This is a genomic window from Parviterribacter kavangonensis, assembly GCF_056863335.1.
The window spans coordinates 540156-562608 of sequence record NZ_JBXPJA010000003.1; the positions used below are offsets into that span (position 1 = coordinate 540156).

Sequence of the window (22453 nt, forward strand, 5' to 3'; positions counted from 1 at the left end):
ATAGGGTCGGGGCGCTCATGGCCGCGCTTCCCGATCACCTCCGCTCCCTGCTCACCGCGCCCGGGCCCTCCGGGCGCGAGCGAGCGGCGGCCGCCGCCTGGCAGGCCGCCGCCCGCGCGTTCACCGACGACGTCCAGACGGACGTCGTGGGGTCGTCGACGGCGCGGGTGGAAGGCACCGCCGGCGGGCCGACGCTGGCGGTCGTCGGGCACATCGACGAGATCGGCTTGATGGTCAAGCACATCGACGACGACGGCTACCTCTGGTTCGGCGGCGTCGGCGGCTGGGACCCGGTGAACCTGGTCGGCCAGCGCGTCGAGCTGCACACGGCGAACGGGACCGTGACCGGCGTGGTGGGCAAGAAGCCGATCCACCTGCTCGAGAACGAGGAGCGCGAGAAGGCGCCCAAGCTCAAGGACCTCCACATCGACATCGGCGCGTCGACTCGCGACGAGGCGCGGTCGGCCGTGCGCGTGGGGGACTGGGCGGTCATCGCCGGCGAGCCGGTCGAGCTGCGCGGCGGGCGGTTCGCGTCGCGGTCGATGGACAACCGGCTCGGCTGCTGGGTCGCGCTCGAGGCGGCGCGCCTGGTCTCCGAGGCCGGCGGCGCGCCGGGCGACGTGGTCGCGTGCGCGGTCGCGCAGGAGGAGACGTCGTTCGGGGGCTCGACCACCACGGCGCACTCGCTGCGCCCGGACGTCGCGATCGTGGTCGACGTGACGCACGCGACGGACGCTCCCGGCGTCGAGAAGAGGACCGAGGGCGACCACGGCCTCGGCGGCGGCGCGGTGATCAACGCCGGCTCGATCCTGCATCCGGCGGTCGTCGGGCTGCTGCGCGAGACCGCGGACGCGGAGGGCATCCGCCACTCCGACGAGGCGACGCCGCGCGGCTCGTACACCGACGCCGACGCGTTCCACCTCTCGCGCGGCGGCATCCCGACGGGCATCGTCTCCGTGCCGCTGCGCTACATGCACTCCCCGGTCGAGGTCGTGCAGCTGTCGGACGTCGAGGACGCGGCGCGGCTGATCGCGGCGTTCGCCCAGCGGCTGACCGCGGAGACGTCCTTCCTGCGCTGATGGCCGGCGGGGCCGAGGTCGAGGCGGTCCGCGCGCGGCGGCTCATGCGCGCCGAGTCCGACGCGCACGTGTCGCCGCTCGAGCTCTTCTTCGACCTGGTCTTCGTCTTCGCGCTGACGCAGGTCACGGCGTTCATGGCCGCCGACCCGACGTTCGCGTCGATGGGGCGGGCGATGATCGTGCTGGCGATCATCTGGTGGGCGTGGTCGGGCTACGCGTGGCTGACGTCGACCGTCGACCCCGAGCAGGTCCTCACGCGCGTCGTGATGTTCGCGGCGATGGCGGCGATGCTGCTCATCGCGCTCGCCACGCCGCACGCGTTCGGCGACGACACGGTCCTGTGGGGCGTCTCGTACGCGCTCGTCCGGTTGCTGCACGCCGCGCTCTTCGCGCTGGCGGCGCGGGGCGTGGGCGACCGCGAGCTCGCCCACCAGGTGACGTCGCTCGTGTTCTCGATCATCCCCGGCGCCGGCCTCATCATCCTGTCCGGCATCGCGTTCGACGGGACGGCGCGCGACCTGCTGTGGCTCGCCGCCGTGGTGCTCGACTACGGCATCGTCCTCGCCTACGGCGTCGAGGGCTGGCACGTGCAGGCGGCGCACTTCGCCGAGCGGTTCGGGCTTGTGATCATCATCGCCCTCGGCGAGTCGATCGTCGCGATCGGCGTCGGCGTCGAGGGGACGGAGCTGGGCGCGGGCGAGATCTTCGCCGCGGTCGCCGGGATGGTGGTCGTCGCGATGCTGTGGTGGGCGTACTTCGACCTCTACGCGCTCGTCGCCGAGCGCAAGTTCCGCGAGGCGGTCGGCGTCGCGCAGCTGAAGATCGCGCTGCACTCCTACGCGCTGCTGCACTTCCCGATGGTCGCGGGCATCGTGCTGTTCGCACTCGGGACGAAGAAGGTGCTCGAGCACACCGGCGACGCGATGAAGGACATGCCGGCGGTCGCGCTGTGCGCCGGGCTCGCGCTGTACGCGCTCGCCCACGTCGCGTTCCGCCTGCGCAACACGCAGACCGTCGCGCGGGCCCGCATCGTCACCGCGCTCGCCTGCCTCGCCGTCATCCCCGTCGCGACCGAGGTCTCGGGCGGCGCCGCGCTCGCGCTGCTCGCCGCGATCTGGATCCTGCTCACGGTCTACGAGACGCTGCGCTGGCGCTCGTTCCGCGAGCACGTCCGTACGGCGCACTGACGCCAACTTCCGGACCGCTGCGGCGTTCCACCTGCACAGGGTCAACCCGACATCCGGAGGATCGGTGCACCGCAAGACCATGCCGGTGGTCGCCGCCGTCGCGCTCGCAGCGCTGACGCCCGGCGCGATCGCCCAGAGCAAGAAGCGTCCCAAGGCCGGGAACACGGCGATCTCGAAGCTCGACGCCAAGCCGAACCCCGTCGTGTTCGGCGCCGCCACCGCCGTCTCGGGCCGGCTGATCGGATCGGCCGCGGCCGGCACGGTCGTGCGGCTGCAGGCCGACACGACCCGGCCGTACGGCGACAAGTACGACGACGTCACCACCGTGACGAGCGACCCGTCCGGGAAGTTCTCGTTCACCGTCAAGCCGGCGCTCAACACGCAGTAGCGGGCGATCGCCGAGCTCTCGCCGCGGCTCGCGAGCGCCGGGCGCCTCGTGACCGTGCGGACGAAGGTCGGCGTCATCGTCTCCGACACGACGCCGAAGGCCGGGACGCGAGTGCGCTTCCGTGGCTCCGTCCGGCCCGCGAAGGACGGCCGCGCGGTGCTGATCCAGCGCCGGTCGTCGACCGGGAGGTTCACGACGGTCGCGCGCACGGTGCTCCAGGACGCGGGCACCGAGCTGTCGACGTACTCGATGCGCGTCCGCGTCTCCCGCGACGGCGTCTACCGGGTGAAGGTGCCCGGCGACCTCGAGCACGTCAACGGGTTCAGCAAGCGCGTCACGCTCGACGTGAGCTAGCGCGCGAGACGGCGATGGCGGTGGGCGAAGACGCGACCCACCGCCCATCGCGCGACCGGCGCGAGGAACGGCAGGCGCGGCGCGAAGGTGACGCGGTCGGTCACGCGCGCCCCGCCGGCCTCGCCCGAGATCGAGCGCTCGTGCTCCCACGTCCGCTGGAGCAGCGACGAGGAGCGCTCGAGGAAGCCGCGCTCGCGGTGCTCGGCGATCGTCAGCCGGTGGAGGTCGAACGGGACGACGCCGAAGGCGAGCACGACGCTCGTGAACGCCCGCTCGCCGATGGGCGCGTTGTCGATCGTCAGCCCGCGGGCGCGGCGCGGGACGGTCATGCGGGCGAGCGGGCGCAGCTCGTCGTTGACACCGGCCATCGTCCGCGCTCGCGCCCACAGCGCGCGGGGGTCGGCGGCCGGCAGGAGCGTGCTGACGGTGACCGTCGCCGCGCGCACTCAGCCGTCCGCGCCGATGAGGAGGCCGAGCTGCCGGGACTGCGCGACGAGCGTGCCGTCGGCGGCCCACAGCTCGCCGTCCTCCTCGAAGAACCCGTCGCGGACGAGGCGCGAGCGGAAGCGGGCGAGCAGGAGCCCGTCGGGCAGCGGCAGCGGCGCGCGGAAGTGGACGGTGAGGTCGATCGTCGGCGCGGGGGCGAGGCGGCGCAGGCGCGGCCACGGCGCCGGGAACCACGCGTCGGCGAGCAGCGCGACGGCGAGGGCGTCGAGCGGGCGCTCCTCGCGCAGCCCGAGCCAGCCGCCGACCTCGCCGTGGTCGGCGCCGGTGAACGGCGGCGCGCCGAAGCGCGGCTGCATCGAGAGCTGGCCGAGGAACGACGGCGCGTCGCTGCCCGGCAGCGGCGGCGGCGCGATCCGGCCGTCGGGCGGCGCGACCTCGGGCGCGGCGATCGCCTCCTCGGTCAGCAGCGGCCCCGGCCACGCGCCCGAGAAGGCGGCGATCGCGAGGCCGAGCAGCTCGCCGTCCTGCTCGAGCCGCGCGCTCGCGCTCGTCAGCGACCGGCCCGCGCGCTCGACCACCGGCCGCACGACGACCGGGCCGGCCTTCGGCGGGCGCAGGAAGTGCATCGTGAACGAGCGCGGCTGGCGCGCGTCGTCGCCGACTGCGAGCTGCAGCCCGCGCAGGACGATCGCCATGACGTAGCCGCCGAGCGGCCCGCGCGGCGTCCACCAGGTGTCGCCGATGACGCCCTCGTAGGCGCCGTCGCCGAGCGGCGCGAGGCGGGTGTCGTGATCGAAGGTGCCGGTCGCGACCGGTGCGAGGTCCTCGGACAAGGCGGGAAGAGTACGGTGCGGGGCAGGTGCTGCTGCTCTTCGACATCGACGGCACGCTCCTCATCAAGGCGGCCGACGACCACCGGGAGGCGATCCTCGCGGCGATCCGGCGCGTGTGGCGCGTCGACGACGTCCGCGAGGCGAAGGTGCAGACCGCCGGGCGGACCGACCCGTGGATCGCGCGGGCGCTGCTGCTGCGCCACGGCGTCTCGGCTGAACGCATCGACGAGCGGATGCCCGCCTTCCGGCAGATCGCCGTCGAGGAGTACCGGCGGCGCTGCCGCCCGGACCTCTCGCCGCACGTCGCGCCGGGCGTGCTCGACGTGCTGGCCGAGCTGCACGGCCGCAAGGACGTGACGCTCAGCCTCGTCACCGGCAACCTCGAGCGCATCGCGCACCACAAGCTCGCGTGCGCCGGCATCGGGCGCTTCTTCGCGCGCGGCCAGGGCGGCTTCGGGTCCGACGACGAGGACCGCACGATGCTGCCGGGCATCGCCCGCGCCCGTGCGGGCACGCGCGACGAGCCGTATCCGCGCGAGAAGACGGTCGTCATCGGCGACACGCCGCTCGACATCGCGTGCGCGCGGGCCGACGGCGTCCGCGTGATCGGCGTGACGACGGGGCCGTTCCGGCGCGAGGACCTCGGCGACGCGGACGCGGTCGTCTCGTCGGCGCGCGAGCTGCTCTCCGTGCTCTAGCGCGCGAGCTTCAGCAGCGCGGTGTCGAGCGTGCCGTCGGCGAGCTCGCGCAGCCGCGTGACGTAGGCGGCGTCGTTGGCGAGCGCGGTCGTCCACAGCGTCGTCGTCGAGCCCGCCGGCCCGTCCTTCGCCGGGCGCTCCGGCGCCTGCGACGGACGGTGCGGCTTCAGGCCCGGCTCGTGCCCGGCGTCCGCGCGGATCGCGGGTGCGATGCGCAGCAGCGTCCGGCTGCCCCTGCCGGTCCGGGGCGCGAGGCGCAGCGACTGGCTGTACGGCGTGGTCTCGACGTAGAGCATCCATGCGCCGCGGATCGACGGGTTCGTCAGCAGCACGCGCGAGCTGCGGCGCACGGTGCGGCGCGTGCCGGCGGCGAGGTCGAACTCGGTGATGCGGCTCGACGTCGCGCCGGCGACGTGGAAGACGAGCCGGTCGCCGTCGAGCGCCGGGCGCCCGAGCGTCGACGAGCCGCCGACGGACGCGGCGATGACCCACGGGCGGCCGTCGAACGGCACGGCGATGAGCTGCTGCGGCGGGCCGGGCAGCCGGTAGACGACCCAGCGGTCCGAGACCGCGAGCGCGTCGGCGCCGGGTGCCTGGAACGCCTTGACCGGCTCGCCGGTGGCGCGGCGCGCGACGCGGAGCTCCGTGCCGGCCATGACCGCGAGCAGCGACCCGCCGATCGCGGGGCGGGCGACGTCGAGCGGCGTCGTGGCGCCGTCGCGCAGGAGCGCCCCGGCGGTCCCGCCCGGGAAGCCGTAGGCGAGCTCCGTCCCGGCGGCGGACGGGTCGGTCGCCGGCGCGGCAAGCGTCACGGGCGCCGCGACGGTGGCGGCCTGCGCGGGCGCGCCGGAGAGGCCGAGCGCGAGCGCGCACGCGGCGAGCGCAACGCCGTCGGCGAGCCGGAAGCCGCGCAGGATCGCGGGCCGCTCGGCCATCAGCTCGGTGGCGCGCAGGCCCAGCGGCGCCGTGGCGAAGGGCGCGAGCGCGACGACCGGCAGCGCGCGGCCGAGGCCGAACGCGACACCCATGGCGAGGCCGGTCTCGAGCGATCCGACGGCCAGCGCGACGCCGGTCAGCGCCGGGACGGCGAAGGTGAGGACGAACGTGGTGAACCCGAGCCCGAGCAGGACGCCGTAGGCGCCGACGGCCAGCGGCAGCGGCCACGTGCGGCGCCAGTGCTCGGGCACCTGGCGGCGGATCTGCGGCGCGATGCGGAGGCCCGCCGCCTCGGCCAGCGCGCCCGCCGTCGCGATCACGACGGCCAGCGCGATCGCGACCGTTCCCCCGCCGGCGAGGGATCCGAGCGCGGCCGCGGCGCCGAAGGTGATCGCGCCGCCGAGCAGCGCGCCCGGCAGGAACGCGAGGCAGGCGGCGAGCTTGAGCCCGCGCGACCCGCCGTGCTCGCCGATCGTCGCCACCATCGAGAAGCCGCACGGCGACCAGGCGCCGGTCAGCCCGGCGACGAACGCGGCGGCGCAGAGCAGCGCGGTCAGCACGCCGCGGCAGGCTAGCGGCCGCGTTGCACCCCCGGCCGATCGGCCGATGCGCGAACGCCGGCGCGCCACCGGGCTCAAGCGCACCGGAAGCCGGGCGACTGAAGTGGCCGTGCCCCACTCCGTTCGCGGACGCCGCCGCATGCCCGCCCGCGGACCGGTCCTCCTCCTCCTCACGCTCCTCGCCCTCCTGCTCGCCGCCGCGCCCGCGCACGCGGCGCCGCTGTCCGGCTCGGCCTTCGACACCGGCGACGGCAACCAGGAGGACGCCGTCGCCCTCGACTGGCAGGGCGCCTCGACCGCCGGCCGCGTGAAGGTGTCGCCCGACGCCAACGACGACTGCTTCGTCGGCGGCGTGAAGGAGCTCGCGCCGAAGGACTGGGCGTTCAACCGCTCGGCCGGCGGCTGCACGCCGGGCAAGTCGAACCTCCGCGTCGGCTACGTGAACTCCGAGACGACGGCGTTGACCAGCTTCGGCCACTTCGCGTTCTTCCGCAACGACACGACGGGCAACTCGTTCCTGACGTTCGAGCTCAACCAGGCGGGCACGTCGTGGACGAACGCGACGGGCACCACGATCCCGTGCCGGTCCAACGGCGACCTGCTGCTCTCCTTCGAGGTCGGCGGCTCGACCGTCACGTCTGCGCTCTACAAGTGGCGCGGCGACCTCACCCCGGCGCCCGGCCACCCGTGCCCGTACGGCGGCACCGGCACGTTCAGCGGCTCCGGCCCGATCGCCCCGGGCACGAGCTTCCAGGGCGCGATGAACGGTGCGGCCGGCATCCAGAACTTCGTCGACCCGTCGGCCTACGGCGCGCTCTTCCCGGCGAACGCCTTCGGCGAGGCGGCGGTCGACCTCCCGGCCGTGCTGCGGTCGATGGGCGAGAGCCCCTGCTTCGGCTTCGTCCAGATGCAGATCCACTCGCGCTCGTCGTCCTCGATCTCGTCCGCGATGATCGACTACACGACGCCGGTGCCGGTCAACCTGCAGTCGTGCGCGGCGACCGGGTCGGTCTTCCAGGACTCCAACGGCAACGGCACGCGCGACGGCGGCGAGGTGCCGCTGTCCGGCTTCCGCATGTACGCGGACGCCGACGACGACGGCACCTGGGACGCGGGCGAGCCGTCGGGCGTCTCGGACGCGACCGGCTTCTACCGCATCCTGGACGTCCCGTCGGGCACCGTCCGCATCCGCCAGGCGCCGCGCGCCGGCTGGTCGTGCTCGGCGCCGAGCCCCTGCTCCTACCAGCGCTCGATCCCGGTCGGCGGCAACTCGACCGGCAACGACTTCGGCGACGTCGGCCCGTCGACCGCGTCGGGCTCGCTCTTCGACGACCTCGACGGCGACGGCGTCCTCGACGCGGGCGAGCCGGGCCTCGGCGGCGTCGACGTGTTCGCCGACCTCGACGACGACGGCGTCCGCGACGCGGGCGAGCCGGCCGGCACGAGCGCCGGCGACGGTTCCTGGACCGTCTCCGACGTCCCGGCGGGAACCACGAAGCTGCGCCCGGCGCTCGGTGCGGGCTGGACCTGCTCGACGCCGTCGCCGTGCTCCGCGCAGCGCACGTTCACGTCGGGCTCGGCCGCGTCGGGCATGGTCTTCGGCGCGTACGCGGCGGCGACGATCGGCGGGCGCGTCTTCGAGGACGCCGACGGCGACGGCGCGGCGATGAACGGGGCCGACGCGGCGCTATCGGGCTGGCAGGTCTACGCCGACACGAACGGCAACGACGCGTTCGACCTCGGCGAGCCGGCCTCGACGACTTCGGCCTCCGGCCTCTACAGCCTCTCCGGCCTGATCCCGGGCACGTACGTCGTGCGTCTCGTCCCGGCCTCGGCGAGCTGGTACTGCACTCGCCCCGCGGCGACGCCGGCCGCCTGCGAGCACAGCGTGACCGCCACCTCCGGGCTGACGGCGGCCGGTCGCGACTTCGGCGCGTCGCGCTTCTCGACCGTCTCGGGCACGGTCGTCGACGACACCTCGAGCACTGGCCTCGCGGGCTTCACGCAGTGGGTCGACTACGACGGCGACAACACGCTCGACGCGAACGAGCCATCGGCCGTCTCCGGCAGCAGCGGGGCCTACACGATCACCGGCGTCGCCGCCGGCACGTGGACGCTGCGCCAGGCGCCGAACGGGGCCTACGCGTGCACCTCGCCGTCGCCGTGCACCTACGCGCTGGCGATCGGCACCAACGCGACCGTCACGGCGCGCAACTTCCGCGACTTCGTGTCGCGCTCGATCTCGGGCACCGTCTTCAACGACTTGAACGCGAACGCGACCGGCCCCGAGGCCGGCGAGGCCGGGCTCGAGGGCTGGCGCGTCTACTACGACGCCAACAGCGACAACGCCTACCAGGCGGGCGAGCCCACCTCGCTCACGAACTCGCTCGGCGTCTACTCGCTGACCGGGCTGCCGAACGGCAACTACAAGGTGCGCGTCGTCGTGCAGGGCGGCTGGACGTGCTCGACGCCCGCCGGGTGCATCCAGACGGGTTCGATCGGCTCGGGCCAGTCGGACACCGGGCGCAACTTCGGCGTCTACGGGCCGGTCACGCTGTCGGGCACGGTCTTCGAGGACCTGGACGCCGACGGCGCCGCGCGCGAGGCCGGCGAGGGCGGGGTCTCGGGCCGCACGGTGTACGTCGACAACAACCCGGCCAACGGCGTCAAGGACGCGGGCGAGGCGTCGGCGACGACCGACGCGGCGGGCGCGTGGTCGATCGCGGGCCTCAACCCCGGCACGTACACCGTCCGGCTCGCTTCGAGCGCGGGCTGGACGTGCACGCGTCCCGCCCCGACGTGCGCCCACACGATCACGACGTCGGCCGGCGGGCTGAGCGGCCGTGACTTCGGCACGTCCACGACCGGCTCGATCGGTGGCTCGGCGTACGCCGACGCGGACGCCGACGGCGCCGCGCTCGAGGGCGGCGACACCGCGATCTCCGGCCGCACGATCTTCCTCGACGCGAACGGCAACGGCTCGCTCGACGGCGGCGACACCTCGACGACCACCGCGGGCGACGGCTCGTGGAGCTTCCCGGCGCTGGCGCCGGGCACGTACGCCGTGCGGCAGGTGCTGCCGGGCGGCTGGACGCAGAGCGCTCCGGCGACGCCGGCGTTCTCCGTGACGGTCACGTCGCGCTCGTCCGCGACTCGTGCGTTCGCCTCCTACACGCCGGGCGCGATCGCGGGCACGGCGTACGAGGACGCCGACTTCGACGGCTCGGCGCGCGTCGGCGGCGATCCGCTGCTCGACGGCCGCGACGTCTACGCCGATCTCGACGACGATGGCGCTTGGGACGCCGCTGAGCCGCGCGCAACGACGACCGGCGGCGGTGCGTACACGCTGTCCGGACTGCGCCCCGGCCACTACGTGGTCCGGCCGGTCCTGCCCGCAGGCTGGGCGTGCTCGTACCCATCGTCCTGCTCGTTCGCCGCGGACGTGGTGTCGGGCGCGACGGTCGGCGGCGGGGACTTCGGCTCGTACGAGGGCGCCGACGTCGCGGGCACGGTGTTCGTTGACCTCGACGCCGATGGCGCCGCCCGCGAGGCCGGCGAGCCGGGCGCCTCGGCGCGCCGCGTCTACCTCGACCGCGACGACGACGGGACGCGCGATGCCGATGAGCCGACGACGCTCACCGCCGCCGACGGCTCGTACGCGTTCAGCGGGCTGGTCGCCCGGACGTGGAAGCTGCGGCTCGATCTCCCGGCGGGCGCGCCGTGCGACTCGCCGGTGCCCTGCGCCGTCACGCTCTCCCTGGTGTCCGGCCAGCACGCGGTCGCGCCCGCCATCGGCGTGCACGCGACCGGCTCGATCGCCGGCCACCTCTTCACCGACCGTGACGCCGACGGCGGCGCGCAGGTGTTCGGCGAGAACGACCAGCCCGAGCGGACCGTGTGGCTGGACCTCGACGACGACGGCTCCGTCGACGCGGGCGAGCCGACGGAGACGACCGACGACCTCGGCAACTTCCGCTTCGACGACCTGCAGCCGGGCGCGTACCGCGTGCGGCAGGTGCTGCCCGCCGGGTGGACGTGCTCGATCCCGTCGCCGTGCGTGCACGGCGTGACGCTGTCGAGCGGCGACGCCGTGACCGGCCGGACGTTCTCGTCGTGGACGCCGGCGTCGTTCACCGGCACGTACTTCGAGGACGCCGACGGCGCCGGCGACTACCCCGAGCCGACCGACGCCGCGCTCGCCGGCCGCACCGTCTACCTCGACGCGAACGGCAACGGCGCGCTGGACGGCGGCGAGCCGTCGACGCAGACGGACGCCGACGGCGACTTCTCCTTCACCGGGCTCGCCCCACGCTCGTACGTCGTGCGCTCCGAGGACCAGCCGGCGGACTGGACGTGCTCCTACCCGAGCCCCTGCCGGACCGACATCTCGCTCGAGGCCGGCGAGCAGGCGCAGGACGTGAACTTCGGCGCGTACACCGACGGCGACGCCTCGGGCGTGGTGTTCGACGACGCCGACGGCGACGGCGTGCGCGACGCGGGTGAGACCGGTCGCGCCGGCGTGACGGTGTTCGACGACGTCGACCGCGACGGCAACAAGGACGCGAGCGAGCCCGGGGTGGCCACCGGTGCGGGCGGCGCGTGGTCGATGACCCTCGCGCCCGGCTCGCACCGCTTCCGCCAGGTGGTCGACGCCGGCTGGAGCTGCACGACCGGCGCGTGCGCGCAGACGGTCGCCGTCGTCTCGCGCGGCAACGCGAGCGGCGTGGACTTCGGCAACTCGACCGTGCCGGTCGTGGTGCCGCCGGCCGACGTCAGCGGCACGGTCGTCGACGACCTCGACGGCGATGGCGCCGTCGATGCGGGCGAGCCGGCGCTGCCCGGCGTGACCGTGTTCCTCGACGACGACGATGACGGCGTGGCCGACGCGGGCGAGGCGCAGGCCGTCACGACCGCGGGCGGCACGTACGCGATCACCGGCCTCGCGGCGGGCACCTACAGGCTGCGCGTCGATCTGCCGGCCGACCGGCACTGCACCGGCGGCTGCGGCTCGGCCCTGACGCTGGCCGCGGGGCAGAGCGCCGTCCGGGACGTCGCGACGTGGCAGGACTCGACCGTCGCCGGGACCGTGTTCGTCGACAGCGATGCCAATGGCGCGGCGCGCGAGGCCGGCGAGCCGGGGGCCGCCGGGCGCAGCGTGTTCCTCGACGTGAACGCCGATGGCATCCGCAACGGCGGCGAGCCGCAGCTCTCGACCGCGGCCGACGGCAGCTTCTCGTTCACCGGCGTCGCGCCGGGCGCGTACCGCGTGCGGATCGTCGTGCCGGCGGGCTGGTCGTGCAAGCGGCCGGCGCCGTGCTGGTCGGCGGTGACGGTGACGAGCGGGTCGGCGCCGGCGGTGCCCGATTTCGGCCTCGCCGAGGATCCCGTCGCTCCGGCGCCGGCGCCCACGCCTCCGGCGCCTCCCGCTCCGCCCGCCGTCGCCGACGTCCAGGTCCGTGTGACCGATGCGCCGCGCAGCACGGGCGGCAGCGAGTACCGCTACGGGCTCACGGTCCACAACGAGGGGCCGGCGCCGGCGACCGGCGTCGTGCTCACCGACGGGCCGTTCCCGGGCGCGCGGGTCGCGAGCGCGACCGTCGAGGGCGGCTCGTGCACCGTCGACGCCTCCGGGCGCGTGCGCTGCGTGATCGGCGACATGCCGGTCGGCGCCGACGTCCGCGTGGCGATCGTGCTCTCGCTCGACCCCGGCACCGACCCGGCGTCGATCGCGACCGTCGCCAGCGCAGCCGGCAACGAGACCGACCCGGCGCCGGAGGACAACGCCCGGCCGCTCGCGCTCCCGCCCGCGGCGATCGGCGTGCTGCCCACGTCCGCCGTGGTCGCCCCCGCGCTGGAGCCGTGCGCGAGCGAGCGCGTCTTCACCGTCCACCTGCGCCGGAACATCGGCCGGACCTTCCGCCACGTGGTGATGACGCTCGGCTCGAAGAAGCTCGAGGTCACCCGCCGCGCCGGCCGCTGGACCGCCCGCGTCGACCTCCGCGGCCGCGCCCCGGGGTCCTACGTCCTGCGCATCACGGCGCGGACGAAGACCGGCAAGCTCATCAAGGCGAAGCGCACCTACAAGACCTGCGTCGACCGCGGCGCGATCACCCTGCCGGACCTCTGAGCGCGGTCAGGCCGATCGACCGGCCGCGCAGGCCGCGGACGCGCAGCACGCGCGAGCGCCGGTCGTAGGACCAGCGGGTCCTCGGGACGGCGCGTCCTCCGGCCCATACCGACCGCGGCCGGAAGGGGCGGCGCAGCGTCGCCAGCGACGCTTCGACGGTGATCGAGCGCGGCCGGCTCGCGCGGACCGTGAGCGACCAGCCGCGGGCACCCTCGCGTGAGCTCATCCGGACGTCCGTTCCCGCGCGTGCGCTCGACCGGCCGCGCGGCAGCGCGAGGATCCGCAGCCGTCCGGCGCGTTCACGCAGCGAGGTGAGCGCGCGGGTGTCGTAGCGGTCGGCGAGCGTGTCGACGTCGGCGGGCAGGAGAGGCAGCAGGGCGCCGGCGCGGACGAGCAGCGGCAGCTCCTCGAGCGCGCCGCGCAGCGTGCGCACGCGCCCGCCGCTCATCACCCGCGCGGGGCGGGTGCCGAGGCTCAGCGCGCCGGTCCGCCCCGCGTACCTGAACGCCCGCCACAGCTCGACCCACCGGCCGCGCGGCACGCGCACCGTCCGCCGCCGCTTGCCGGGATCGAGGATCGGCGCAGCGACGAGATCGGGGCCGAACGCGAAGGCGTCCTCCACGCCGGCGGCGCCTGCGTCGCCGGGGAAGGCGAGCGCGAAGTGCCGCATGATCGGCATGCCGGTCCGGCGGTACTCGGCATCGGCCGCCTGGAGGTAGGGCAGCAGCTGCGTGCGGATCTTCGTGTAGCGGCGCCAGACGGGGAGGACGTCGCGGTCCCAGATCTGCGGCCGGCCGGACTTGGCGACGCCGATGCCCGCCGCCTTCGTGCGCATGACGCCCGACACGGCGCCGACCTCGATCCAGCGCTTGAGCAGCTCGGGCGTGAGGCGGGGCTCGCCGATCGTGAAGAACCCGCCGATGTCCGAGCCCCACGTCGAGATGCCCGAGAGCCCCATGCTCAGCGCCTGCGTCACGACGGAGCGCAGGCCGTCGAAGCCCCAGCCGGTGCTCGGGTCACCGCCCCAGACGACCTGCGCGTAGGGCGCGGCGCCGGTCCACCCGGAGCGCTGGAAGCGGATGATCTCCCGCGCCCGGCTCGTGGCGAACCGGTAGCCGGACCGGTGGTAGAGGACGGGGTAGCGGTTGTGCATCTCGGCGGCCGGGGTGCCGTCCGCGCTCACCGCGTCCGGCGGCGTGTACTCGCCGTAGTCCTCCATCCAGCCGTCGTAGCCGTTGGCGACCGCGCGGCCGAGCTGGTCGGCGTGGAACGCGTCGCCCGCGGCCGAGCTGAAGTCGATCTGGGCGACCTGCGTGGTCCGGCCGCCGACGAACGCCTCGTAGCTCCGCGTCCGGCCGTCCGGGCCGCGCGTGAAGGCCCCGCGTCGCTCGCCGTCGGCGAACGCGGCGGCGTCGTCGGAGCAGATGGCCTCGCGGACGTAGGTGAGCGCCGCGAGGCCGCGGGCGTGGAAGGCCGCGGTCCGCGCGCGCTCCTCCGCCTCGTGGCCGCGATCGGCGCCGCACGGCATGTAGCGCATGTGCGTCTCGACGGCGCTCACCGGGACGTCCGCGCGCCGCAGCTCGTCGACGTGGGCGAGCTCGTCCGGCTCGGTGTTCTCGTGGCCGGTCTGGAACCACGCGCCCCACTGCCACGGCGCGGCGGGAGCGGGCTGGCGGCCGATCCGGTCGGTCAGGCGCCGCAGCGCGTCGGCCGGCCGCAGCCCGGCGAGGACGAGCAGCCGCAGGCGCGGTCCGTCGGTGTCGACGTCCCAGCTGCCGGTCCCGCCGCGGGCGAGCCGGAAGCGGGTGTCGCGGTCCTCGTCGACGAGGACGCCCACGCCGCGCGTCGACAGCAGCCACGGGATCGGGTACGAGGAGGCGTCACGCGACTCGCGCAGCGCCCACGGCGGGATCGAGCCGCGCACCGCCGCGTAGTCGTCGGGCAGGTAGGGGCCCTCCTCGACGCGGTTGAGGACCTCGTTGCCGCGCTGGTCGACGACGTCGGAGCGCTCGCCGAAGCCGAGGTACCGCTCGCCCGCGACCGCCTCGAACGACACGCCGACGGCCTCGACGCTCGGGAGGTCGCCGGTGGCCTGCGCGGTGAGCCGCAGCGCGCCCTCTCCGTCGCGCGCGGCCGTCAGGTGGATGCCATGGCCCGCCGGGTCGGCGGTCGCGTACGTGACGTCCAAGCCGCCCGCCGCAGTCGCGCCGCCCGCGGTGGGCGTGGTCGCGGGGTACCAGCGGCCGCCGACGCGGACGCCGAAGCGCCCCGGCGTCCCGGCCGCCGCCTCGTGCAGGATCGCCTTCGAGCCGTCGGCGACCGTGATGCGCCCGTCGGCCGCGGAGACCGCGCTCAGCGTGCGGGCGCTCGCGGCACCGGGGAGCAGGAGCGCGACGACGATCGCCGCGACGCCGAGCGGCGCAGCTCTCAGCAGGGCACCTTCGTGTCGTAGTACATGACGCAGAACACCCGGCGGCCGGCGTAGCAGTAGCCGGTCAGGGAGGCGTCGCCGTTGATGCGCTTCTTCGACTTCGAGCAGCAGTCGACGAGCTTGCGCACGTGCCCGCCGCAGCAGCGGTACCAGGCGCCGTCGACCTTCGTGGCGAAGCCATAGCGCTCGGCGACCTGGTCGCAGACGGGCGTGCGCGGGGCGGAGGGGAGCGGCTTGCCGTCCGGATCGGTGAGGACGCGACCGCTGGCGTCGACCGGCTGGCCCTTCTTGTTCACGACCCGCCCGGTGTTGTCGATCGGCTGGCCGTCCTTCGCGCGCAGCGGCAGCCCGCGCGCGTCGATGCGCGGAAGACCGGTCGGGTGCGGGCACGAGTCGGTCGTGTAGATGTGGCCGCAGAAGTGGTACGCGTCGGCCTCGCCGGGATCGATGACCGCCTTCACCGCCGACCCCGCGGTCGCGCCGAGCAGCCCCGCACCGACCTTCGCGAGCAGCCCACGCCGCGAGGTGGAGAGGGCGAGATCCTCCGTGAGGCTCGGCGCCGGAGGCCCCTGATCGTCTTCGCGCCGGCGACGCCGGCCGAGGTCACGCATGGGCGGGCGCCCTCCGGCGCTCCGCGGTGCCGAGCACGGACTCGAGCTGGGCGAGCGAGTTGAAGGTGCCCTTCGCGAGCACGGTCCCGGTGCGGTCGAGGGCGATCGCGTACGGGCTGCCGGGGATCTCGAGGCGGCGCCAGTGCTCGGCGTCGCGGACCTCGTCGAGCGCGATGACGGAGAGGTGCGGGTGCCGGGCGAGCGACGCGATCGCCGGCTGCAGCGCCTGGCACATCCGGCAGCCCTCCGAGGTGAAGACGGCGAGCGCGAGGTCGGCGCCGGGCCGCGGATCCAGCGCGGCGGCGAGCCCGCTGTCGCCGCCGAGCGGCGGGCCCTCCTCGGGGATCTCCAGCGCGGCCTGCGGCCCGATCGCGAGCCGCAGCATCCCGACCTCCCGCGCCAGCGCGAGCACGGCGACGCCGAGCCCGGCGACCGCGAGCAGCGCGACCACGAGGCCGATCGTCAGCAGCGTGTCGTGCGACGGATCGTCACGCGGAACGAGCGGCAGCACGGCGAACGCGGCCGCGAGGATCCCGGCGCGGGCGACCGCGACGCGGCTGATCCTCGACCGAGCGCCGAAGCACCCGCACGGCGCCCCGGCCTTCCCGCGCCGCAGCGCGCCGGCGAGCAGCCCGGCCGAGGCGGCGAGGAACGCGGCCGCCGCGAACGCCGCGACGTCGAGTCCCGCGACGACGCCGGCCGAGAGCGCGAGCTCGAGGCCGACGAGGACGGCGAGGGGAAGAGGCCCGGCGAGCGTCCTGAGTGCGGCGCGGCTCTCCGCGGGCCGGCGGAGCTTCGCCGCGGCGGCGGCGAGGAGGACGGCCGCGAGCGCGCAGCGCAGGACCAGGTGAAGCACCCGCCCGAAGGTACTGCACACGCAACGACGGGTCAGGCACCATGCGCATGCATGGGGTCTGACCCCATGCATGCGCATGGAGGGGGTCAGACCCCCTCGATGCGCGCGGAGGGGGAGCCGTTGAAGTTCCCCCAGGCGTCGCGGGCGTCGCCGCGGGCGACGTACGCCGTCTCGCCTTTCGCGAGCGCGCGCGGGGCGACCCACGTGTCTCCGATGCGCGACGCCTTCACGCGCGTCTCGTCGCCGGCCGCGTCGCGGATCGTGATGACGACGGTCGCGGGGTCGGCGCGGTCGAGCCACGGCCGGAAGGAGCAGTCGAGGCGGTACCACTCGAGGCGCGTCATGTCGTCCGGCGCGGCGGGGTCGCGGACGGCGGCGCGGCCGTCGCGGATGAAGCGGGGACGCAGGGGCGACGTGTACGTGTCGGGGAAGTCGATGCCGGCGACGGGGCCACGGACGGGCTTGTCGTCCTCCTTCATGAGCACGCCGTCGCGGTCGCCGCCCGGGCCGGCCATGAACGCGGGGCGGCCGTCGACGAGGCCGGCCGGCGCGACGCTCACGCCATCCCACGGACGGACCGCGAACGCCCGCGACGTCACCGAGTACGGCACGGTCCTGCCGCCCGTCCGCCGCTGCCCGGACACGACGAAGCGGTAGGTGCCGGCCGGCGTCGCGCGCCGCTTCACGCCGGACGCATCGACCAGCGGCACGCCCGAGACGAACGCCTCCCACGTCGCCGTCCACTCCCATTCGTGCCGCCCGGTGTACGCGTTCACCGCGCCGTCCGGCAGCGACGGGTAGGTCACGTGCGTGACGACCTCGCCGGACTGGTCGGCGTACGGCACCCAGCGCGATCCGGCGCGGCGCTCCACCCGGACGGCCGGGTTGTCGACGTAGTTGTCGCCGCCGCGCCAGCGGAACAGCGCGGCGCCGAAGCGCTCCACGTCCGCGGGCTCCGAGACCGCGCCCGGCGCCCCGGCGTCGTCGCCGAGGGTCGCCGCGTACGCCGACGCGACGCCGCTCGCGACCTCGCCGATCGCCCGCGCCTTCGCGTCGGCGTGCGCCTGGTTCGCGATCTCCTTGGGGCCGAGCGGCTCGCCGTCGAGCTCCGTCGCCGCGGCCGTGTCGCCGCTCAGCTCCTGCCCCATCCGTACGAGCCGTGTCGCGAGGTAGTCGCTCGAGTGCGGGCCGTACCCCGTCAGCGCCTTGCGGTAGTGGTCGCCGCGCTGGTACTCGCGGTACGTCGCGATGTAGCCGTTGTAGTCGTTCGCCATCGAGATCGGCACCGTCAGCGCGTAGCCGTGCGACCGGGCGTACGCCTCCGTCTGCGCCCGGCCGCCGAAGTCGTCGAGGTCGTCGTGCGTGTAGTTGCCCTTGATCTCCGACGGCTCGGCCGGCTCGCTCTCCGCGTACGGCAGGTAGGCGACGTCGTTCCATCCGGCCGCGTCGTTGTGGACCTGCGCCCACATCCGCCGGCACGCGAGCGAGTCGCGCGGCGTGCACGACTCGCTCCAGTCGTAGCCGAGCCACTCGTTGTCCGGCACGCGATCCGTGCGCGTCTGGATGTTGCGCGCCTGGTCCTTCCACTGCTCGCAGGAGCACAGCGTGAAGAGCACGTCGCCGAGCCGGAACGCCTGCAGGTGGATCCCGACCGTCTCCTGGAGCGCCGCGTACGAGGGAGCGGAGTAGTTCTCCGGGATCGGCACGCCCAGCGCCTCCGCGTCGTCGGTGTCGAGCCCGGGCCCGAACGGCGTCTGCTCGAACACGGGCTTGGCCGCCTCGAAGACGCCGCGCCCGTCGGCGTCGCGGTTGCAGTCCGGCAGCCCGACGACCGGGATGCCCGGGTTGCCCGAGAGCGCCTGGTCGGTGCGGCAGTTCGACACGCCGGGGTACGGGTGCGAGAGCGGGCCGGGGAACCAGCGGTCGCTCACCTTCAGCGGCGCGTCGGTCATCCACGGAACGAGCGTCCGGCCACCCGCCTTCTGCGCGCCGATCGCGTTCCACGTCCCCATCACGGCATCGGCGAGCAGGCTGGCAGCGACCTCCATCTGCCCGTACTGGCGGTGATCGAACTCGAGGCGCTGATGCACGTCGTGGTAGCGGGAGCGCTCGGGCTCGGCGGTCCCGACGGCGTTCTGCGTGAAGATCGTCGTGGCGCCGGTCCGGCGGTCGAGCATGCGCTCGAGCGCGCCGACGTAGTCGGCCGAGATGAGGTCGTTGCCCTCGAGCATCTCGGGGTGACCCGAGTAGGTGAGGAGGTTGGCGAGCGGCGTCGCCTTCCGGCCGTCGAGCCGGTCGAAGCGCACGAGCGAGAACACGTGCTCGGCGTCGGACTCCGGGTAGCCGGCGGGCGTGCCGTCGTCCGCGGTCGCCGGCCCGAACGAGTGCTTGTGGAGCTGGTCGATCTCGCCCGTCGACGCGCTGACCCGCACGCGCGCGAGCGACGCGTTCGCCTTCTCGACGGCGGAGACGATCCGCCGCGCCTGGTAGTCGAAGAACCGCACGTCGAGCACGTCCTGAAACGCCCAGGCGCCCCACGCCGTCGAGGTGTAGTAGGGCGACGAGTGGTCGTGCGTGACCGTCATGCTCAGGTTCCGCTTGCCGATGCCGATGCCCTTCGCCTCGAGCAGCTGCGCGGCGCGGCGCCACAGCATGTCCTGCGGGATGTAGTTGTCGACCTTGACGAGCGCGAGCTTGTCGCCGCCGTCGGCCTGCACGACGAGCGCCCGGATCGACAGCCGCGACTGCACGCCGTACGACGCCTGGTTCTTGCCCTGCTGCAGGTGCGGGTCGAAGTCGCCGTAGCCGCCGTCGCGCGTCGAGGCGTACTGGCCGGCGCTCGAGCCGACGTGGTACGTCGCGTCGACCGTGGCGACGCCGGCGCGCAGCGTGCCGGCGGGCGCCACGCCGGTGGACAGGAGGGCGAGCAGCAGGCCGGCGACAAGCGCGGGCGCGAGGCGGGACATGCGGCCTTGAACGCGCTCGTTCGCTCGAACTGGCGGTGCCCAGTCGTCCGTGCGCCTACGATCCGCCGCATGCGACGGCGCGTGGGTCTCGCGGCGGTCCTCATCACGTGCGTCGTGGCGGCTCCGGCGCGCGCGCAGGACGGCGGGGACTGCCTCATGGCGGACCTCCCGCCGGTGACGAAGCCGGCGACGCCGCTGCGGTTCGGCATCACGCCGGGGATGGCGGGAACGGCGGGCGCGGCGCAGGAGACGCCCGCGCCGATCGATCCCGCGCGCACGGTCGCCGCGCTGCAGTCGCTGCGCCCGCCGGGGCGCGAGCTGGTCCTGCGTATCAACCGCCTCTTCTGGTCCGACGGCGCCGAGGGGATCCGCCGCGCCGCCGCGGATGTCGATCGCTACGCGCGCGCCGGCCTGCGCACCGAGCTGCAGGTCCGCTACCACCCGCCCGACGGGCACGAGGGCGACGTCGACGGGTTCGTCGCGTTCGTGCGCGAGGCGGTGCGGACGCTCGGCGCGCGGCCGTCGGTCACCGGCTTCACGATCACCAACGAGGCGAACCTCCCGATCTCGCCGAACACGTCCGACGGCGCGTACGACGGGGTCGTCGACGCGCTCGTCCGCGGGGTCGTGGCCGCGCGGGAGGAGCTCGACGGGCTCGGCCGGCGCGGCGTCGACCTCGGCTTCAACGTCATGTGGCGCTGGTCGCCGGACAGCGACCGGAAGTTCTGGGAGGAGGTCGCCGCGAAGGCGACGCCGGCGTTCCGCGCCGCGCTGACCGAGGTCGGGCTGCAGGTCTACCCCGGCCTCGTGTGGCCGCCCGTGCCGCGGCCGGACGTGTCGGCGGGCGACGAGGCGATCGAGGCGCTGACGCTCGTGCGGCGGTGCTACTTCCCGAAGGCCGGTCTCGGCGACGGCGTCGCGCTGTGGGTGAGCGAGAACGGCTACGCCACGAACCTCGGCCGGAGCGAGGCGGCGCAGGACACCGCGCTCGACTCGACGGTGCGCGCGGTCGCGAAGTGGTCCGGCGAGCTCGGCGTCACCGACTACCGCTGGTTCAACCTCCGCGACAACGTCTCCGACGGGACCGACCTCTTCTCCGCCGTTGGCCTGCTGCGCGACGACTACGTGCCGAAGCCCGCGTTCGCCCGCTTCCGCGACCTCGTCGCGACCTTCGGCACCGCGCGCCGGGAGCGGCCGCGCGTCGTCATCGACCGTGCGACGCGTCGCGAGAGGACCGTGCGGGTCGCGGGAGAGGTCCTCGCCCCCAACGGCATCTCGGCGTGCGCCGGACGTGTGGTCGTGAGCGTGGCGACGAGGGCGGGCCGGACGGTCGCCCGCCGCGTGGCGGGTCTCAGGCCGGACTGCACGTTCGCCGCCCGCCTCCACGTTGACCGCCGCGGCGTCCTGCGCGCGAAGGCGCGCTTCGTGGGCAACGACCGCCTCACCGCGGCGCGCTCGAAGGCGCGCCGCGTGGGCGGCCGGTGACGACGCGCTCTAGTTGGCTTCGTCGCCCAGCAGCGCCTTCCGGACCGGCCCGGACTGCGCGACGCGCGTGAGCGGCAGCAGCGCCGTACGCGGCGTGAACCGGTAGCCGAGCACCGCGAGCTTGTTCGTGAGGCCGGGCGTCACGGACCGCTTGCCGCGCACCATGCCCTCCACGGCGTCGCGCGCGACGTCGTCCGGGTCCTGCCACAGCACGCCGGGGCCGAAGCCGGCCGCGCCGGGCGCGCCCGAGCGGTCGAAGATCTCCGTGCGCGTCGGCCCGGGGTTGACGACGGTGCACGAGACGCCGGTGCCGCCCAGCTCGGCGTGCAGCGCCTCGGAGAACGACTGCACGAACGCCTTCGTCGCCGCGTAGGTCGCGTTCTGCGGCTGCGGCGCGAACGCGAGGATCGAGGCGGTGTTGAGGATCGCGCCCTCGCCGCGGGCGGCGAGGTCGTGGACGAGCTGGTTCGTCAGGTCGAAGAGCGCGAGCGCGTTCGTCCGGAAGACCGCCTCGTCGTCGGCGGGCTCGTGGTCGACCACGCGGCCGAACTGCCCGGTCCCGGCGTTGTTGCACAGCCCGACGAAGCTGCGTTCGTCATCGCGGACGGCGGCGATCAGCCGCGCGCGCTCCTCGTCGCGCGAGACGTCGGCGACGTGCACCTTCACGGTCACGTCGTGCTCGGATCGCAGTTCCTCGGCCAGCGCGGCCAGCAGCTTGCGCCGCCGGGCGACGAGGGTCAGGCCGTAGCCGCGGCGCGCGAGCTCACGGGCGAGGGCCTCGCCGATCCCGCCGGAGGCGCCGGAGACGAGGACGAAGGTGTCGGAAGTCGGTGTCGGAAGAGCCATGTGCGTCCGGTCGTACCCACTGATCGGCGTCCACCGGCGCCACATGGACGGCCTGGCGTCGCGCCATTTGCGTCCAGCAGCACGCACGTTCCGTCGTGGCAACGGAGAGGCGGGCCGATGTTGCGGTCGGACGAGCACCGTCCTCAACCGCCTGTCCACGGAGGTACCGTCATGCGCTCGACGAACTGGATGCGGAAGCTGCTGCACGCCGGCGCGGCGGCAGCAGCCGTCGCCGCGGTCGTCCCAGCCGCAAGTGCGACCGCGGCCGCCCCGAAAGGCGATGCCATCTGGGTCGAGTCCGCCACCGCCCGCGCCACGGATGGCGCGCTTGCGTACGGCTCGACCTTCACCGCCGGGTACACGTCGAAGACGACCCAGCCATGGGGACTCGCCGAGTGCTGGGCGGGTCCCGACACCGTGCTCGGCGATCCGGGGGATGGGTCGTACACGCCCGGCGATGTCATCTGGTCGCAGTACCGCAGCATCTACCCGAGCGGGCCGACGCCGGGCGTCTTCCAGCTCCTCGATCCCATCCGGCAGCTCTGGCTGGGAGGTGGCGCCACCTGCCGCCTGAGCCTCGTGAAGTTCAGCGCCGATTACAGCCGGCGCACGGTGCTGGCAACCACGAGCTTCCTCGTCACGGGCTGAT

Annotated in this window: 16 protein-coding genes; 8 read left to right on the top strand and 8 right to left on the bottom strand. The window is 74.6% G+C overall.

Annotated features, from left to right (window positions below; translation table 11 throughout):
* Positions 1-17: 17 nt before the first annotated feature.
* The 4 genes from AC1UE4_RS22555 (at position 18) to AC1UE4_RS22570 (ending at position 3008) form a co-directional block, all read left to right on the top strand.
* Positions 18-1079 carry a M20/M25/M40 family metallo-hydrolase gene (locus tag AC1UE4_RS22555; protein WP_482919578.1) on the top strand — a complete coding sequence of 354 codons (1062 nt, stop codon included), beginning with the start codon at positions 18-20 and terminating at the stop codon, positions 1077-1079.
* A complete protein-coding gene (locus AC1UE4_RS22560) occupies positions 1079-2266 on the top strand; it encodes a low temperature requirement protein A (RefSeq protein ID WP_482919579.1) in 1188 nt (395 codons plus the stop codon). Before AC1UE4_RS22555 ends, AC1UE4_RS22560 begins: the two co-directional genes overlap by 1 nt.
* Before the next feature lie 79 nt (positions 2267-2345).
* Positions 2346-2654, top strand: a complete 309-nt coding sequence (locus AC1UE4_RS22565; protein ID WP_482919580.1) for a hypothetical protein — start codon at positions 2346-2348, stop codon at positions 2652-2654.
* Positions 2655-2708: 54 nt separating this feature from the next.
* Complete coding sequence (locus tag AC1UE4_RS22570; protein ID WP_482919581.1) at positions 2709-3008, top strand: hypothetical protein; 300 nt, start codon at positions 2709-2711, stop codon at positions 3006-3008.
* On the opposite strand, the gene AC1UE4_RS22575 is transcribed toward AC1UE4_RS22570, so the two are convergent.
* Both AC1UE4_RS22575 and AC1UE4_RS22580 read right to left on the bottom strand, forming a co-directional pair.
* Positions 3005-3454 carry an Rv1443c family protein gene (locus tag AC1UE4_RS22575; RefSeq protein WP_482919582.1) on the bottom strand — a complete coding sequence of 150 codons (450 nt, stop codon included), beginning with the start codon at positions 3452-3454 and terminating at the stop codon, positions 3005-3007. The genes AC1UE4_RS22570 and AC1UE4_RS22575 overlap by 4 nt on opposite strands.
* Positions 3455-4288 (bottom strand): acyl-CoA thioesterase, encoded by an 834-nt coding sequence (locus AC1UE4_RS22580; protein ID WP_482919583.1) that lies wholly within the window; start codon positions 4286-4288, stop codon positions 3455-3457.
* Positions 4289-4314: 26 nt separating this feature from the next.
* Here AC1UE4_RS22580 and AC1UE4_RS22585 point away from each other — a divergent pair, with 26 nt between their 5' ends.
* The gene (locus AC1UE4_RS22585) at positions 4315-4986 is read left to right on the top strand and encodes an HAD family hydrolase (protein WP_482919584.1); all 672 of its coding nucleotides are present in this window, start codon (positions 4315-4317) and stop codon (positions 4984-4986) included.
* Here the strand turns inward: AC1UE4_RS22585 and AC1UE4_RS22590 are convergent.
* On the bottom strand, positions 4983-6482 hold the full coding sequence (locus AC1UE4_RS22590) for a hypothetical protein (RefSeq protein WP_482919585.1): 1500 nt from the start codon (positions 6480-6482) through the stop codon (positions 4983-4985). The two genes, AC1UE4_RS22585 and AC1UE4_RS22590, sit on opposite strands and share 4 nt — an antisense overlap.
* 139 nt (positions 6483-6621) lie before the next feature.
* On the opposite strand from AC1UE4_RS22590, the gene AC1UE4_RS22595 reads away from it, so the two are divergent.
* Positions 6622-12609 (top strand): SdrD B-like domain-containing protein, encoded by a 5988-nt coding sequence (locus AC1UE4_RS22595; RefSeq protein WP_482919586.1) that lies wholly within the window; start codon positions 6622-6624, stop codon positions 12607-12609.
* Here the strand turns inward: AC1UE4_RS22595 and AC1UE4_RS22600 are convergent.
* From AC1UE4_RS22600 to AC1UE4_RS22615, 4 genes are all read right to left on the bottom strand, one after another.
* Positions 12590-14797, bottom strand: coding sequence for a TIM-barrel domain-containing protein (locus AC1UE4_RS22600; protein WP_482919587.1), 2208 nt, complete (start codon positions 14795-14797; stop codon positions 12590-12592). The genes AC1UE4_RS22595 and AC1UE4_RS22600 overlap by 20 nt on opposite strands.
* A 239-nt stretch (positions 14798-15036) precedes the next feature.
* Positions 15037-15651: a hypothetical protein gene (locus AC1UE4_RS22605; protein WP_482919588.1), complete on the bottom strand. Its 615-nt coding sequence runs from the start codon at positions 15649-15651 to the stop codon at positions 15037-15039.
* Positions 15644-16507: a MauE/DoxX family redox-associated membrane protein gene (locus AC1UE4_RS22610; RefSeq protein ID WP_482919589.1), complete on the bottom strand. Its 864-nt coding sequence runs from the start codon at positions 16505-16507 to the stop codon at positions 15644-15646. Before AC1UE4_RS22610 ends, AC1UE4_RS22605 begins: the two co-directional genes overlap by 8 nt.
* A gap of 86 nt (positions 16508-16593) precedes the next feature.
* Positions 16594-19473, bottom strand: a complete 2880-nt coding sequence (locus AC1UE4_RS22615; protein WP_482919590.1) for a neutral/alkaline non-lysosomal ceramidase N-terminal domain-containing protein — start codon at positions 19471-19473, stop codon at positions 16594-16596.
* A gap of 69 nt (positions 19474-19542) precedes the next feature.
* Here AC1UE4_RS22615 and AC1UE4_RS22620 point away from each other — a divergent pair, with 69 nt between their 5' ends.
* Positions 19543-20958 (top strand): hypothetical protein, encoded by a 1416-nt coding sequence (locus AC1UE4_RS22620; protein ID WP_482919591.1) that lies wholly within the window; start codon positions 19543-19545, stop codon positions 20956-20958.
* Positions 20959-20967: 9 nt separating this feature from the next.
* Here the strand turns inward: AC1UE4_RS22620 and AC1UE4_RS22625 are convergent, their stop codons facing one another.
* Positions 20968-21804: an SDR family NAD(P)-dependent oxidoreductase gene (locus AC1UE4_RS22625; RefSeq protein ID WP_482919592.1), complete on the bottom strand. Its 837-nt coding sequence runs from the start codon at positions 21802-21804 to the stop codon at positions 20968-20970.
* Positions 21805-21975: 171 nt separating this feature from the next.
* On the opposite strand from AC1UE4_RS22625, the gene AC1UE4_RS22630 reads away from it, so the two are divergent.
* Positions 21976-22452 carry a hypothetical protein gene (locus AC1UE4_RS22630; RefSeq protein ID WP_482919593.1) on the top strand — a complete coding sequence of 159 codons (477 nt, stop codon included), beginning with the start codon at positions 21976-21978 and terminating at the stop codon, positions 22450-22452.
* Position 22453 lies beyond the last annotated feature (1 nt).

Excerpts from the sequence above, each read along its gene's own strand:
- AC1UE4_RS22555 (WP_482919578.1), top strand. The coding sequence starts at position 18 with ATGGCCGCGCTTCCCGATCACCTCCGCTCCCTGCTCACCGCGCCCGGG.
- AC1UE4_RS22560 (WP_482919579.1), top strand. The coding sequence starts at position 1,079 with ATGGCCGGCGGGGCCGAGGTCGAGGCGGTCCGCGCGCGGCGGCTCATG.
- AC1UE4_RS22565 (WP_482919580.1), top strand. The coding sequence starts at position 2,346 with ATGCCGGTGGTCGCCGCCGTCGCGCTCGCAGCGCTGACGCCCGGCGCG.
- AC1UE4_RS22595 (WP_482919586.1), top strand. The coding sequence starts at position 6,622 with ATGCCCGCCCGCGGACCGGTCCTCCTCCTCCTCACGCTCCTCGCCCTC.
- AC1UE4_RS22605 (WP_482919588.1), bottom strand. The coding sequence starts at position 15,651 with ATGCGTGACCTCGGCCGGCGTCGCCGGCGCGAAGACGATCAGGGGCCT.
- AC1UE4_RS22615 (WP_482919590.1), bottom strand. The coding sequence starts at position 19,473 with ATGTCCCGCCTCGCGCCCGCGCTTGTCGCCGGCCTGCTGCTCGCCCTC.
- AC1UE4_RS22620 (WP_482919591.1), top strand. The coding sequence starts at position 19,543 with ATGCGACGGCGCGTGGGTCTCGCGGCGGTCCTCATCACGTGCGTCGTG.
- AC1UE4_RS22625 (WP_482919592.1), bottom strand. The coding sequence starts at position 21,804 with ATGGCTCTTCCGACACCGACTTCCGACACCTTCGTCCTCGTCTCCGGC.
- AC1UE4_RS22630 (WP_482919593.1), top strand. The coding sequence starts at position 21,976 with ATGCGCTCGACGAACTGGATGCGGAAGCTGCTGCACGCCGGCGCGGCG.